This is a genomic window from Oceanicella sp., assembly GCF_056449545.1.
In genome coordinates, this window is sequence record NZ_JBWOMN010000061.1 from 25,232 (window position 1) to 38,921 (window position 13,690).

13 protein-coding genes are annotated in these 13,690 nt (G+C 66.5%); 8 read left to right on the plus strand and 5 right to left on the minus strand.

What is annotated here, in order from left to right:
* Nucleotides 1-48: 48 nt before the first annotated feature.
* The 7 genes from AC1HC7_RS08355 to AC1HC7_RS08385 all read left to right on the plus strand — a co-directional run bounded on the left by AC1HC7_RS08355 (nt 49) and on the right by AC1HC7_RS08385 (nt 8,761).
* On the plus strand, nt 49-2,013 hold the full coding sequence (locus tag AC1HC7_RS08355) for an AMP-binding protein (protein ID WP_479497096.1): 1,965 nt from the start codon (nt 49-51) through the stop codon (nt 2,011-2,013).
* Between the two features lie 95 nt (nt 2,014-2,108).
* The gene (locus AC1HC7_RS08360; protein WP_479497289.1) at nt 2,109-2,867 is read left to right on the plus strand and encodes an ABC transporter ATP-binding protein; all 759 of its coding nucleotides are present in this window, start codon (nt 2,109-2,111) and stop codon (nt 2,865-2,867) included.
* 10 nt (nt 2,868-2,877) lie between these two features.
* Nucleotides 2,878-3,879 (plus strand): branched-chain amino acid ABC transporter permease, encoded by a 1,002-nt coding sequence (locus tag AC1HC7_RS08365; protein WP_479497097.1) that lies wholly within the window; start codon nt 2,878-2,880, stop codon nt 3,877-3,879.
* 4 nt (nt 3,880-3,883) lie between these two features.
* Complete coding sequence (locus tag AC1HC7_RS08370; protein WP_479497098.1) at nt 3,884-4,960, plus strand: branched-chain amino acid ABC transporter permease; 1,077 nt, start codon at nt 3,884-3,886, stop codon at nt 4,958-4,960.
* Between the two features lie 93 nt (nt 4,961-5,053).
* On the plus strand, nt 5,054-6,343 hold the full coding sequence (locus AC1HC7_RS08375) for an ABC transporter substrate-binding protein (RefSeq protein ID WP_479497099.1): 1,290 nt from the start codon (nt 5,054-5,056) through the stop codon (nt 6,341-6,343).
* A gap of 176 nt (nt 6,344-6,519) precedes the next feature.
* Nucleotides 6,520-7,365 (plus strand): ABC transporter ATP-binding protein, encoded by an 846-nt coding sequence (locus tag AC1HC7_RS08380; RefSeq protein WP_479498925.1) that lies wholly within the window; start codon nt 6,520-6,522, stop codon nt 7,363-7,365.
* Nucleotides 7,366-7,525: 160 nt separating this feature from the next.
* Nucleotides 7,526-8,761 carry a phenylacetate--CoA ligase family protein gene (locus tag AC1HC7_RS08385; RefSeq protein ID WP_479497101.1) on the plus strand — a complete coding sequence of 412 codons (1,236 nt, stop codon included), beginning with the start codon at nt 7,526-7,528 and terminating at the stop codon, nt 8,759-8,761.
* Nucleotides 8,762-8,901: 140 nt separating this feature from the next.
* Here the strand turns inward: AC1HC7_RS08385 and ykgO are convergent, their stop codons facing one another.
* Nucleotides 8,902-9,027 (minus strand): type B 50S ribosomal protein L36, encoded by a 126-nt coding sequence (gene ykgO / locus AC1HC7_RS08390; RefSeq protein ID WP_072746485.1) that lies wholly within the window; start codon nt 9,025-9,027, stop codon nt 8,902-8,904.
* Nucleotides 9,028-9,257: 230 nt separating this feature from the next.
* On the opposite strand from ykgO, the gene AC1HC7_RS08395 reads away from it, so the two are divergent.
* Nucleotides 9,258-9,605 carry an antibiotic biosynthesis monooxygenase family protein gene (locus AC1HC7_RS08395; RefSeq protein WP_479497102.1) on the plus strand — a complete coding sequence of 116 codons (348 nt, stop codon included), beginning with the start codon at nt 9,258-9,260 and terminating at the stop codon, nt 9,603-9,605.
* A gap of 68 nt (nt 9,606-9,673) precedes the next feature.
* On the opposite strand, the gene AC1HC7_RS08400 is transcribed toward AC1HC7_RS08395, so the two are convergent.
* From AC1HC7_RS08400 to AC1HC7_RS08415, 4 genes are all read right to left on the minus strand, one after another.
* A complete protein-coding gene (locus AC1HC7_RS08400) occupies nt 9,674-10,420 on the minus strand; it encodes an ABC transporter permease (protein WP_479497103.1) in 747 nt (248 codons plus the stop codon).
* A 2-nt stretch (nt 10,421-10,422) separates the two neighbouring features.
* A complete protein-coding gene (locus AC1HC7_RS08405) occupies nt 10,423-11,106 on the minus strand; it encodes an ABC transporter permease (RefSeq protein ID WP_479497104.1) in 684 nt (227 codons plus the stop codon).
* A gap of 138 nt (nt 11,107-11,244) precedes the next feature.
* Complete coding sequence (locus AC1HC7_RS08410) at nt 11,245-12,015, minus strand: transporter substrate-binding domain-containing protein (RefSeq protein WP_479497105.1); 771 nt, start codon at nt 12,013-12,015, stop codon at nt 11,245-11,247.
* Between the two features lie 256 nt (nt 12,016-12,271).
* Nucleotides 12,272-13,645, minus strand: coding sequence for an ammonium transporter (locus tag AC1HC7_RS08415; RefSeq protein ID WP_479497106.1), 1,374 nt, complete (start codon nt 13,643-13,645; stop codon nt 12,272-12,274).
* Nucleotides 13,646-13,690 lie beyond the last annotated feature (45 nt).

A 13,690-nucleotide genomic window follows, 5' to 3' on the forward strand; every position in this document is an offset into this window, starting at 1 on the left:
GACAGGCCGGACCGCGCGCCCGTCGCGCATCCGAGGGAGGATCTCGCCGTGAACCAAGGCGTCGCGCTCGACACTTCGCTCGACACGTTCCCCAAGCTGCTCGACGCCAATGCGCGCCGGATCGGCGGCCGCCCCGCCAATCGCGAAAAATCCTACGGCATCTGGCAGAGCTGGACCTGGGCGGAGGTGCGCGCCGAGACCCGCGACCTCGCCATGGGCCTGATGGCGCTGGGCCTGGCGCCGGGCGAGCACCTGGCGATCGTCGGCAAGAACCGGCCGAAGCTGTATTGGTCCATGGTCGCCGCCCAGTATTGCGGCGCCATCCCGGTGCCCATGTATCAGGACGCGGTGGCCGACGAGATGGTCTACGCGCTGGAGCATGCCGGGGTCAGCTTCGCGGTCTGCGAGGATCAGGAGCAGGTGGACAAGCTGCTGTCGATCAAGGATCAGCTGCCCGATCTGCGCCAGGTGATCTATCTGGACCCGCGCGGGCTGCGCAAATACGACCACGCCACGCTGCACCGCATGTCGGATGTGGAGCAGCTGGGCCGCGACCGCAGGGCGGAGCTGGAACCCAGGATCGACGCCGTCGCCGCCGCGCAGAATGGCGCCGACACCTGCGTGATGCTCTACACATCGGGCACCACCGGGCGCTCCAAGGGCGTGGTGCTGTCCAATGACAACGTCATCGTCACCGCGCGCGGCGCGGCGGAATTCGACAGCCTGAGCGAAACCGACAGCGTGCTGGCCTATCTGCCCATGGCCTGGGTCGGGGATTTCGTGTTCTCCATGGGGCAGGCCTACACCATCGGCTTCTGCGTCTGCTGCCCGGAGAGCCAGGAAACCATGATGTCCGACCTCAAGGAGATCGGCCCGACCTATTTCTTCGCCCCGCCCCGGGTGTTCGAGAGCCTGCTCACCAACGTCTCGATCCGCATGGAGGACGCCAGCCGGTTCAAGAAATGGCTCTACAAGGTCTGCATGGCCCATGCGGCCAGGGTCGGCGGCGACATCCTCGACGGCAACCCGGTCTCGGCCATGGACCGGGTCAAGTACTGGCTCGGCGAGCTGCTGATCTACGGGCCGCTGAAGAACACGCTCGGGCTCAGCCGGGTGCGGGTGGGCTATACGGCGGGCGAGGCCATCGGGCCGGAGATCTTTTCCTTCTACCGCTCCATCGGCATCAACCTCAAGCAGCTCTACGGCCAGACCGAGGCGACGGTGTTCATCACCATCCAGCCCGACGGGCAGGTGCGCGCCGACACCGTGGGCGTGCCGGGGCCGGGGGTGGAGATCCGCATCGCCGACAACGGCGAGGTGTTCTACCGATCCCCGGGGGTGTTCCAGGAATACTACAAGAACGAGAAGGCCACGGCGGACACCAAGGACGCGGAGGGCTGGGTCGCCACCGGCGACGCCGGCTTCATCGAGAAGAAATCCGGGCATCTGCGCATCATCGACCGCGCCAAGGACGTGAGCAAGATGGCCGACGGCGGCATGTTCGCGCCGAAATTCGTCGAGAACAAACTGAAATTCTACCCCTCGATCCTCGAAGCCGTGGTGTTCGGCGCCGGGCGCGACTACTGCACCGCCTTCATCAACATCGACATGCACGCCATGGGCAACTGGGCCGAGCGCAACAACATCGCCTACGGTTCGTATCAGGAGCTGGCGGCGCATCCGCGCGTCTACGCCATGGTGCAGGAGCACGTGGAGGAGGTGAACCGTTCCGTGGCCGAGGATCCCATGCTGTCGGGCTGCCAGATCCGCCGCTTCCTGGTGCTGCACAAGGAGCTGGACGCCGATGACGGCGAGATCACCCGCACCCGCAAGGTGCGCCGCCCGATCGTCGAGGACCGCTACGCGGCGCTGATCGAGGGGCTGTATGACGGGTCCGGCGAAGTGTTCGTCGAGACCGAAGTGACCTACGAGGACGGGCGCAAGGGCAAGATCTCCGCGACGCTCGAAATCCGCGACGCCGCCACCGTCGCCGCCCGAAAGGACGCCGCATGACCCATTCCGTCGCCGAGGCCGCCGCCGACGACCTCGAATACGCGCACAAGGAAATCGACCACGGCATCGCGCCGCGCCATGTGGGCGAAACGGTGATGGAGATGAAGAACATCACCCTGCGCTTCGGCGGGGTGACGGCGATCAGCGACATCTCCTTTGACATCCGCGAGGGCGAGATCCGCGCCATCATCGGCCCCAACGGCGCCGGAAAATCGTCGATGCTCAACGTGATCAACGGGTTCTACCACCCGCAGGAAGGCGAGATCTGGTTTCGCGGCAAGAAGCGCGGCTCCATGAAACCGTCGGACATCGCCCGCCAGGGCATCGCGCGCACCTTCCAGAACATCGCCCTGTTCGAGGGCATGTCGACGCTCGACAACATCATGTCCGGGCGCCTGACGCTGATGAAGACCAACATGCTCCAGCAGGCCATGTGGTGGGGCGCGGCGGAGCGCGAGGAGATCGAGCACCGCGAGAAGGTCGAGAAGGTCATCGATTTTCTCGAGATCCAGCACATCCGCAAGACCCCGGTGTCGCGCCTGCCCTACGGGCTGCAAAAGCGGGTGGAACTGGGCCGCGCGCTGGCCGCCGAGCCCAAGCTGCTGCTGCTCGACGAACCCATGGCCGGCATGAATGTCGAGGAGAAAGAGGACATGTGCCGCTTCATCCTCGACGTGAACGACGAATTCGGCACGACGATCGCGCTGATCGAGCATGACATGGGCGTGGTGATGGACATCGCCGACCGGGTGGTGGTGCTCGACTACGGCAAGAAGATCGGCGATGGCACCCCGCGCGAGGTGCGCGCCAACCAGAACGTGATCGACGCCTATCTCGGCGTGAGCCACGATTGAGGACGCCAGCATGAGCATCGAAATTCTCTACACCCTGGAAGTGATCCTCAACGGGCTGATGGCCGGGATCATGTATTCGCTGGTCGCCCTCGGCTTCGTGCTGATCTACAAGGCGTCGGGCATCTTCAACTACGCGCAGGGGGTCATGGCGCTGTTCGCGGCGATGACCCTGGTGGCGTTCCAGAAAGGCCAGGTGCCGTTCGCGCCGCTGATCGACGCCATGTTCGGGGTGAACGTCCACACATTCGGCTTCGAACTGCCCGCGGTGGCGGCCATCGTGCTGACGCTGGGGGTGATGGTGCTGTTCGCGATCATCGTCGAACGGGTGATCCTCAAGCATCTGGTCAATCAGGCCCCGATCATCCTGTTCATGGCGACCATCGGGCTGGCCTATTTCATGGAGGGGTTCGGCGACCTGATGTGGGGCTCCGACATCAAGAAGCTGGACGTGGGCATCCCCTCGGGCGGATCGCGATGGCTGGAGGACCTGAGCATCGGCTGGGCGGCCGAGGGCCAGGACTACTACGGCATGTATATCGACGTGCTCGACGTCTGGGCCACGGTGGTGGCGGTGCTGCTGGTGGCGGCGCTGACGCTGTTCTCGCAATACACCTCCACCGGGCGGGCGTTGCGCGCCGTGGCCGATGACCATCAGGCGGCGCTGTCCGTGGGCATCAGCCTGCGCACCATCTGGGTCATCACCTGGGCGATCGCCGGCTTCGTGGCGCTGGTCGCGGGCATCATGTGGGGCGCCAAGTCCGGCGTGCAGTTCTCGCTGTCGCTGATCGCGCTGAAGGCGCTGCCGGTGCTGATGCTGGGCGGCTTCACCTCGATCCCCGGGGCCATCGTCGGCGGGCTGATCATCGGCGTTGGCGAAAAGCTGTTCGAATTCTCCATCGGCCCGATGATCGGCGGCGCAACCGAAAACTGGTTCGCCTACGTGCTGGCGCTGGTGTTCCTCGTGTTCAGGCCGCAGGGCCTGTTCGGCGAAAAAATCATCGAGAGGGTCTGAGCCCATGTTTTATCGCGAAGCCGGCGATTTCAAGACCACCTACGCCGATGACAGCCAGACCTTTCCCATCGCCTTCGACCGCTGGCGCTACTACGGCGTGCTGATCGTGGCCTTTCTCGTCGTGCCGTTCCTGATCAACGATTACTGGGCCAGCGCGGTGATCGTGCCGTTCCTGATCTGGTCGATCGCGGCGATCGGGCTCAACATCCTCACCGGCTATTGCGGGCAGGTGTCGCTGGGCACAGGCGGCTTCATGGCGGTGGGGGCCTTCGCCGCCTACAAGCTGATGACCGCGTTCCCCGGCCTCAACATCTTTTTCGTGGTGCTGATCTCGGGCGTGATCACCGCCCTCGTCGGGATCGGCTTCGGCCTGCCGTCGCTGCGCATCAAGGGATTCTACCTGGCGGTGGCGACGCTGGCCTCGCAGTTCTTCCTGGTCTGGCTGTTCAACAAGGCGCCGTGGTTCTACAACTATTCGGCGTCGGGCCAGATCACGGCCCCCGAACGCACGGTGTTCTCGATCCCGGTGATCGGCCCGCACGCGGCGCCCTGGGCCACCTACCTGTTCTGCCTGGTCTTCGTGTTCCTGATGGCCTGGATGGCGCGCAACCTCACGCGCGGCAAGACCGGGCGCAGCTGGATGGCGATCCGCGACATGGACATCGCCGCCGAGATCATCGGCGTGAATTCGCTGAAGGCCAAGCTGACGGCGTTCGGGGTGTCCTCGTTCTACATCGGCGTCGCCGGGGCGCTGTTCTTCACCGCCTATCTGGGCGCGGTCGAAGTCACCGAGGCCTTCGGCATCAGCCAGTCCTTCCTGGTGCTGTTCATGGTCATCATCGGCGGGCTCGGGTCGATCTTCGGCAGTTTCGCCGGCGCGGCCTTTCTGGTGCTGATGCCGGTGCTGCTCAAGAACGTCTTGGTCGGCGGGCTCGGGTGGCCTACAGATATTGCCGAGAATTTCCAGTTCATCATTGTGGGCGGGCTGATCGTCGCGTTCCTGATCGCCGAACCGCACGGACTGGCCCAGCTCTGGCGGGTCGCCAAGGACAAACTGCGCCTGTGGCCGTTCCCCCACTGATCCGGGCGACGGCGCGCCAAGCCTTCGATCCCGGGTCAGCCGGGGCTGAAAGATCCAACGACGTTTCCGACGACACTCAAGGGAGGTAACCACATGAAACTGACGAAAATCGCGGCGCTGATGGCAGCGGCCGTCATGACCGCGGCGCCCGCGCTGGCGGAACTGACGGTGCCGCTGCTCAGCTACCGCACCGGCCCCTACGCCCCCAACGGCATTCCCTACGCCGACGGGTTCACCGATTACCTGAACCTGCTCAACGAGCGCGACGGCGGCATCGGCGGCGTCAAGGTCAGGGTCTCGGAATGCGAGACCGGCTACAACACCCAGAAGGGCGTTGAATGCTACGAAGCCACCAAGGGCGAGGGCGCGCTGGTCTATCACCCGCTCAGCACCGGCATCACCTACCAGCTGATCCCCAAGGCCTCGGCCGACGGCATCCCGATCCATTCCATGGGCTACGGGCGCACCTCGGCCGCCAACGGCAAGGTGTTCAAGTGGATCTTCAACTACCCGGGCACCTACTGGGACGCGGCCTCGATCATCGTCAAGCACATCAACGACGTTGAAGGCGGCGACCTGAAGGGCAAGAAGATCGCGCTGCTGTATCACAACTCCGCCTATGGCAAGGAACCGATCCGCACGCTTGAGGAACTGTCCAAGAAGCACGGCTACAAGCTGTCGCTGCTGCCCGTCGACCATCCCGGTCAGGAACAGAAATCCCAGTGGCTGCAGATCCGCCGCGAACGCCCCGACTACGTGATCATGTGGGGCTGGGGCGTGATGAACCAGGTCGCGATTCAGGAGGCCGTGAACATCCGCTTCCCGATGGACAAGTTCATCGGCGTCTGGTGGTCGGGTTCCGAGAACGACGTGGGCCCGGCGGGCGACGGCGCCACCGGCTACAAGTCCATCGCCTTCCACGCGCCGGGTTCCGATTTCCCGCTGTTCGACGACATGAAGAAATACATCGTGGACGCGGGCAAGGCGGCTGGCGACGGATCCCATGTGGGCGAGGTGCTGTATAACCGCGGCATGTATGCGGCGATCACCGTGGCCGAGGGCATCCGCACCGCCCAGAAGCTGCACGACACCGCCCAGATCACCCCGGCGATGATGCGCGACGGCATGGAGGCCACGTTGATCGACGAGGCGCGCTGGGCCGAAATCGGCCTGCCGAACTTCGCCCCGACGGTGCAGGTGACCTGCGCCAACCATGGCGGGCCGGGGCTCGGCGCCATTCAGCAGTGGGACGCCAAGACCAAGACCTGGACCCTGATCACCGATTTCGTCGGCTCGGACCGGGACATCGTCGATGCGCTGATCGAGGAGGACTCGGCGGCCTACGCGGCCGAGAACAACGTCACGCCGCGCGACTGCAAGTGACCTGAAGAACCGGCGCCCCGGCCGGTCGGGCCGGGGCGCCTTCGCTGCTCATTCGTTTTGACATTTGACCGATCGCCGCCCGGTCGCAGTGACCGGGCCGGCGCAGACGCAACAGGCGGGTCCGGCGCGCGACGCGGCGCCGGACCCAAGCCAGGGGAAGGCGCGGGATGAACGTGATGACCGGGGCGGACCAGCCCAAAGGACAGGCGCCGGTCGGCGCCGACACCCTGCTGGAAGTCAACAACATCGAGGTGATCTACAATCACGTGATCCTCGTGCTGAAGGGCGTCAGCCTGCATGTGCCCAAGGGCGGCATCACCGCGTTGATGGGCGGCAACGGCGCCGGCAAGACCACGACGCTGAAGGCGATCTCCAACCTGCTGCATTCCGAACGCGGCGAGGTCACCAAGGGCTCGATCTCCTATCGCGGCGAACCGATCGCCGATCTGGACCCGGCGACGCTGGTCAAGCGCGGCGTCATCCAGGTGATGGAGGGGCGCCACTGCTTCGAACATCTCACCATCGAGGAAAACCTGCTGGCCGGCGCCTACACCCGCACCGAGGGGGCGGCGGCGATCAGGCAGGATCTGGAGATGGTCTACGACTATTTCCCGCGCCTCAAGGAACGGCGCAAATCCCAGGCCGGCTACACCTCGGGCGGCGAACAGCAGATGTGCGCCATCGGCCGGGCGATGATGTCGCGCCCGGAGACCATCCTGCTCGACGAACCCTCCATGGGGCTCGCGCCGCAGCTGGTCGAGGACATTTTCCAGATCGTCAAGGCGCTGAACGAAAAGGAAGGCGTGTCCTTCCTGCTTGCCGAACAGAACACCAACGTGGCGCTGCGCTACGCCCATTACGGCTACATCCTGGAAAGCGGCCGCGTGGTGATGGACGGCGCCGCGGCGGAATTGCGGGAAAACCAGGACGTGAAGGAATTCTATCTCGGCATGTCCGAGGGAGGGCGCAAGAGCTTTCGCGACGTGCGCTCGTATCGCCGCCGCAAGCGCTGGCTCAACTGATCCGGGCCGGCGCAGGCGCGCCCAAGCCCCCCCAGCCCATGTTTCGCGCGCGCTTGGCATCCACGGCCTTTTCGCCGGCGCGGCGGCTGATGGCGGCGCGTCCCGGCGGCGCCGCCGCTTACCAGACGGGCCCGGCCCGACAGCAGTCCCGGAGACAGCCATGACCGACTTCTTTGACGCGCTCGAAGCCCGCTCGCCCGCGGCGCGGGAGGCCGATCTCGCCGCCGCGCTGCCCGCGCAGATCGCCCGCGCGCAGGCCCGCGCGCCCGGCATGGCGGCGCATCTGCGGGGCGTGGACGCGGGCGCGGTGACCGATCGCGCGGCGCTCGCGGCGCTGCCGGTGCTGCGCAAGTCCGATCTGGGCGCGGCGCAAATGGCGCGAAAGCCGTTTGGCGGCTTCGCCGCCGCCGGCGTCACCGGGCTGCGTCACGTGTTCCAGTCCCCGGGCCCGATCTACGAGCCGGGCGGCGACGCGCCCGACTGGTGGCGTCTGGGTCGATTCCTGCACGCCGCGGGGATCGGCGCGGAGGACATCGTGCAGAACTGCTTTTCCTATCACCTCACCCCGGCGGGGATGATGTTCGAGAACGGCGCCGCGGCGGTGGGCGCGACCCTGCTGCCCGCGGGCACCGGCCAGACCGAATTGCAGGTCCGCGCCGCCGCCGATATCGGCACGACGGCCTATGCGGGCACGCCGGACTATCTGAAGATCATCCTCGACAAGGCCGAGGCCATGGGCGTCGATCTGTCCTCGATCCGCAAGGCGGTGGTGGGCGGCGGCGCGCTGTTCCCGTCGCTGCGCCAGGAATACGCCGATCGCGGCATCGCCTGCATGCAATGCTACGCCACCGCCGATCTGGGCAACATCGCCTATGAAAGCCCGGCCATGGAGGGCATGATCGTCGACGAAGGCGTGATCGTGGAGATCGTGCGCCCCGGTTCCGGCGACCCGGTGGCCGAGGGCGAGGTCGGCGAGGTGATCGTCACCACGCTCAACCCCGACTACCCGCTGATCCGCTTCGCCACCGGCGACCTGTCGGCGGCGATGCCCGGGCAAAGCCCCTGCGGGCGCACCAACATGCGCATCAGGGGCTGGATGGGGCGCGCCGACCAGACCATCAAGATCAAGGGCATGTTCGTGCGCCCCGAGCAGGTCGCCGCGCTGGTGGCCCGCCATGGCGAGATCATCCGCGCCCGGGTCATCGCCAGCCGCGTCGGCGAACAGGATTCCATGCTGGTGCAGGTCGAGACCGAGACCGGCGACGCGGGCTTCGCCGAGGCCGTCGCCGCCAGCGTGACCGCGACGCTGAAGCTGAAAGGCGCGGTCGAACTGGTCGCCCCCGGCGTCCTGCCCAATGACGGCAAGGTGATCGAGGACGCCCGCAGCTACGATTGAATCCTTTGCATGCGGCCGGCGCCCGCCGCGCGCCGGCCCGCCGGCTTCGAATCGGCGATGCCCGCGGCAAGCGAAAGGGCCGCGCCTCGGTCAGGAGGCGCGGCCCTTTTCGGTTCGCTCACGTCGCGCCGGCGCGGCGTTCAGCCCTGGCGGGCCTTGAAGCGACGCTGGGTCTTGTTGATCACATAGACGCGGCCCTTGCGGCGCACGACGCGGCAATCGCGATGGCGCGCCTTCAGGGAGCGAAGCGAATTCTTGACTTTCATTCTCTCTCTCCGTGGCGGTTGGCGCGGCGCATCGGGGGCGTCCCGACGACTCGCCCGATGGTCTGGCCGGGCCAGGGGGCCGATCGGGGCGGCGCCTGAAAATAACAAGTCCCGGGCGCGACAACGTCCGGGTTGCAGGTGTTTAGCGAAGGATTCGCGCCAGTGCAAGGGTTGGCGTATGCATGGATGCGCGGCATGACCGCGCCCGTGCAGGCCGAAGGAAACCCGCGATGATCGCCGTGATTTTCGAACTGACCCCCGACCCCGAACAGCGGCAGGCCTACCTGGCCCGCGCCGCCGAACTGAAGCCGCTGCTGGAACGAATGGACGGCTTCCTGTCGGTGGAGCGCTTCGAAAGCCTCGCCGCGCCGGGCAAGCTGCTGTCGCTGTCCTTCTGGCGCGACGAGGCCGCGGTGCGCGCCTGGCGCGAGACCATGGCCCATCGCGAGGCCCAGAGCGCCGGGCGGGCGGGGCTGTTCCTCGGCTATCGCCTGCGCGTCGCCGCGGTGCTGCGCGATTACGGCATGGAAACCCGCGACGAGGCGCCCGCGGACAGCCGCGCCGCCCATGACGGCTGATCCGCGATGCTGGCCCCGCATGCCGCCCCGGGCCTGACCCGGGGGGCGCCGCCCGGCGCCGCGCCGGCCTAACGGATCATCTGCGGGACGGGTGCGGGGATCGGGGCGTCGGGCTCGCCCCGGGCCGCGTGGGATGGCGGCGCCATGTGGCGCATGTAGCGTTTTTCCAGCAGCCGGAAGATGCCGATCAGCGTGAAGGTGATGGTCATGTACAGCGCCGCCGCTGTCAGGAACCCCTCATAGGCCACGTAATACTTGGCGTTCAGCGTGCGCCCGGCGCCGAGAATGTCCTGGATGGTGATCACCGAGGCCACCACCGACCCGTGCAGCATGAACACGATTTCATTGGAATACTGCGGCATCGCCCGGCGCATCGCCGAGGGCAGCAGGACCAGCCAGGTGATCTGGCGCGGGGTGAAGCCCAGCGCCGCGCCGGCCTCCAGTTCGCCCTTGGGGGTGGTCTGGAAGGCGCCGCGCAGGATCTCCGTCGCATAGGCCCCGGAATTCAGCGAGAACGCGATCAGCGCGCACCACCAGGCCTCCTTGAAGATCACCCAGGCCCAGGTTTCGCGAATGATGTCGAGCTGCGCCAGCCCGTAATAGATCAAGTAGGTCTGCACCAGCAGCGGCGTGCCGCGAAACACGTAGGCGTAGCCCCTGGCGATGCGATGGCCGGGGCCCTTGCGCCAGATCGACAGCGCGCAGGGCAGGGCGATCAGGAACCCGAACAGCAGCGACAGGAAGGTCAGCTCCAGCGTCGTCCAGACGCCGCGCGCGAACAGATCCCAGTTTTCGAGGGTGAGGCTGATATCCATGCTCAGGTCCTCTCGGCGAGGCTGAAGCGGTCCTCGGCGCGCGCGATCAGCCAGTTGGACACCGAGGTGATGGCCAGATAGACGAGGATCACCGCGATGAAGAACAGGAACGGTTCGCGCGTGGTCTTGCCGGCCTTGTCGGCCAGCCCCACCAGATCGTTGAGCCCGATCACCGACACCACGGCGGTGGATTTGACCAGCACCTGCCAGACATTGCCGTAGCCCGGCAGCGCGAAGCGGATCAGCTGCGGGCCGGTGACGGCCCAGATGGTGGCGAAATGGCTGAGCCCCAGCGCCGAGGAGGCCTCGCCCTGGCCCCTGGGCACGGTCAGATAGGCGCCGCGGAAGGTCTCGGTCAGATAGGCGCCGTAGATGAAGCCGATCGAGGCCACCCCGGACCAGAATTTCGATATCTCGATGTAGTCCCAGTCGAATGCCGCGCCGATCTGATTGATCAGCCGCTGGCCGCCGAAATAGATCAGCAGGATCAGCACCAGGTCCGGCACCCCGCGCACGATGGTGGTGTAGGCGAAGGTGACGCTGCGCGCGATCGGTCCGCCGCCCAGCCGCGCCACCGCCCCCAGCGCCCCCAGCGTGGTCGCCAGCAGCAGCGAGATCACCGCCAGCGCGATGGTGACCAGCGCGCCGCTGGCCAGCAGCGGAACGTATTCAAGCAACGGTTCCATGTGCGCGGGACTCCCCGGTCGGGCGGCGGGTTCGATGCGGATCGAACCTCGGCTCAGGCGCCGGGCCTTGCGCCCGGCGCCGTTGACGCGGCGCCGCCCGCCGTCCCGCGACGGGGCGAGGGGCGGCGCGAAGGGCGGTCAGCCGCCGTAGATGTCGATGGCGAAATACTTCTTCTGGAGCGTGTCGTATTCGCCGGAGGCGCGGATCGCCTTGATCGCCGCGGACCAGTTGTCCTTCATGCTGTCGCCCTTGCGCACGCCGATCCCGGCGCCCTCGCCGAAATATTTCGGGTCGGAGTAATCCTGGCCGTGAAAGGCGAATCCCTTGCCCGCGTCGGTCTTGAGAAACCCTTCGTCCATGGCCAGCGCATCGGCCATGATCGCGTCGACGCGCCCGACGCCAAGGTCGAGATAGGCCTCGTCCTGGGTGCCGTAGAGCTTCAGCTCCGTGTCCGGCATCTCGGCGTTCATGAAATCGTGATAGATGGTGCCGCGCTGCACGCCCACGACCTTGTCGGCGAGGCCGGCCTTGTCAAAGCTCCAGTCGGCATCCGCCTTGGCCACGAAACGCCCCGGCGAATTGTAGTATTTTTCCGAAAAGTCGATGATCTTCTGGCGGTCCGGGGTGATCGACATGGACGCGATGATGGCGTCGCATTTGCGTTCCAGCAGCGCCGGGATGATGCCGTCCCATTCGGTCTGCACCATGTCGCAGCTCTTGCCCATTTCGGCGCAGAGCGCGTTGGCGATGTCGATGTCAAAGCCCTTGAGTTCGCCCGACGGGGTGGTTTCGGAAAACGGCGGATAGGCGCCCTCGACGCAGATCTTCAGATCGGCCGCGCCGGCCGCGGACACCGTCAGGCCAAGCGCAAGGCCCAGAACGGCGCTGGCTGCGAATAGATGCTTCATGGGAGTCTCCCTGTTGTTTTTCTCCGCCTCATCCTTAAGGGCGGCCCGGTGATGGTCAACCGGGGCTGGGGCCGAAACCTGGATTTCAGGCCCCGATTCGGCGTGGTTTTTCGTTTTGCGACGCCTGGCGCCCGCATGAAAAACGGCCCGGCGCGAGGCCGGGCCGCAGAAGCGGGAGGTCTGGGGGAACCGGTTCCGGCGCGGTCTTCGGTTATGCCTGTTCCGAAGTTGCCATGCGCGCGGCGCCCTGCGGCGGTCACATGATCTGCGATCCCTTGCCGAATTCGGGATAGGCCTCGAGCCCCAGCTCCGAGGCGTCGAGCCCGAGCGCCTCGTCCTCGGCGCTGACCCGGACGCCCACCGTCCTGGCCAGCAGCAGCCAGATGACGCCGGAGACCGCGAACACGAAAACGCCGATCGCGGCGATGCCCAGCAACTGGCCGCCAAGGGTCGCGTCCGGGTTGGTGAACACCACCGCGACGGTGCCCCAGATTCCGGCGAACAGATGCACCGGGATGGCGCCGACCACGTCGTCGATCTTCAGCCGGTCGAGCATCGGCACCGCCAGCACCACAAGCACGCCGCCCGCGGCGCCGATCAGCGTCGCCGCGCCCAGCCCGGGGGTCAGCGGTTCGGCGGTGATCGACACCAGCCCGGCCAGCGCGCCGTTCAGCACCATGGTGAGGTCGATCTTGCCGTATTTCAGCTGGGTGAGGATCATCGCCGCGATCGCCCCGCCCGCCGCCGCGGTGTTTGTGTTGGCGAAGATGCGCGACACGTCCGCCGCGTCCCCCACCGAGCCCAGCGCCAGCTGCGAGGCGCCGTTGAAGCCGAACCAGCCCAGCCACAGGATGAAGGCGCCCAGCGTCGCCATGGGCAGATTGTTGCCCGGCATGGGGTGCACGCGGCCGTTCTTGTACTTGCCGATGCGCGCGCCGAGGATCAGCGCCCCCGACAGCGCCGCCCAGCCGCCCACCGAATGCACCAGCGTCGAGCCGGCGAAATCCTGGAACACCTGCCCGAAGGTCGACATCATGAACCCGTCGGCGTCCTCGTTGGCGAGCCAGCCGCCGCCCCATTTCCAGCTTGCCTGGATCGGGTAGATCAGCGCCGTCAGCGTCAGCGTGAAGGCCATGAAGGGCCACAGCTTGATGCGCTCGGCCAGCGTGCCCGACACGATCGACGCGGTGGTGGCGCAGAACATCAGCTGGAAGAAGAAATCCGAGGCGGTGGAGGCGTAGCCCAGATCATCGGCCTTGTCGGGGGACACGCCGACGGGTTCAAGCTCGGTGAGGCCGAAGGCGCCGATCACGCCGTCAAGGGACCATCCGTCGCCGGGATACATCAGCTTGTAGCCGATCAGGTAGTAGGCGACGGCGGCGATGGCGAACAGCGTGATGTTCTTGGTGAGCTGCATGGTGACGTTCTTGGAGCGCACCAGCCCGGCTTCGAGCATGGCGAAGCCCGCGGCCATCCACATCACCAGAATGCCGCCGATCAGGAACAGCAGCGTGTTGAAGACGAAGACGGAATGCGCGGGCACCAACACCGGCGCGGGGTCCTGCTGCGCCAGCGCCGGGGCGGCGGCCAGCGCCAGCGGCCCGGCGATGAGGGCGGTTGTCTTGAGCATTTGGAAATCCTTGCAGACAGGTTGGTTGGATGGCGGGGCGGGGCG

Excerpts from the sequence above, each read along its gene's own strand:
- AC1HC7_RS08360 (WP_479497289.1), top strand. The coding sequence starts at position 2,109 with ATGGAGATGAAGAACATCACCCTGCGCTTCGGCGGGGTGACGGCGATC.
- AC1HC7_RS08365 (WP_479497097.1), top strand. The coding sequence starts at position 2,878 with ATGAGCATCGAAATTCTCTACACCCTGGAAGTGATCCTCAACGGGCTG.
- AC1HC7_RS08370 (WP_479497098.1), top strand. The coding sequence starts at position 3,884 with ATGTTTTATCGCGAAGCCGGCGATTTCAAGACCACCTACGCCGATGAC.
- AC1HC7_RS08375 (WP_479497099.1), top strand. The coding sequence starts at position 5,054 with ATGAAACTGACGAAAATCGCGGCGCTGATGGCAGCGGCCGTCATGACC.
- AC1HC7_RS08380 (WP_479498925.1), top strand. The coding sequence starts at position 6,520 with ATGACCGGGGCGGACCAGCCCAAAGGACAGGCGCCGGTCGGCGCCGAC.
- AC1HC7_RS08385 (WP_479497101.1), top strand. The coding sequence starts at position 7,526 with ATGACCGACTTCTTTGACGCGCTCGAAGCCCGCTCGCCCGCGGCGCGG.
- ykgO (WP_072746485.1), bottom strand. The coding sequence starts at position 9,027 with ATGAAAGTCAAGAATTCGCTTCGCTCCCTGAAGGCGCGCCATCGCGAT.
- AC1HC7_RS08395 (WP_479497102.1), top strand. The coding sequence starts at position 9,258 with ATGATCGCCGTGATTTTCGAACTGACCCCCGACCCCGAACAGCGGCAG.
- AC1HC7_RS08400 (WP_479497103.1), bottom strand. The coding sequence starts at position 10,420 with ATGGATATCAGCCTCACCCTCGAAAACTGGGATCTGTTCGCGCGCGGC.
- AC1HC7_RS08405 (WP_479497104.1), bottom strand. The coding sequence starts at position 11,106 with ATGGAACCGTTGCTTGAATACGTTCCGCTGCTGGCCAGCGGCGCGCTG.
- AC1HC7_RS08410 (WP_479497105.1), bottom strand. The coding sequence starts at position 12,015 with ATGAAGCATCTATTCGCAGCCAGCGCCGTTCTGGGCCTTGCGCTTGGC.
- AC1HC7_RS08415 (WP_479497106.1), bottom strand. The coding sequence starts at position 13,645 with ATGCTCAAGACAACCGCCCTCATCGCCGGGCCGCTGGCGCTGGCCGCC.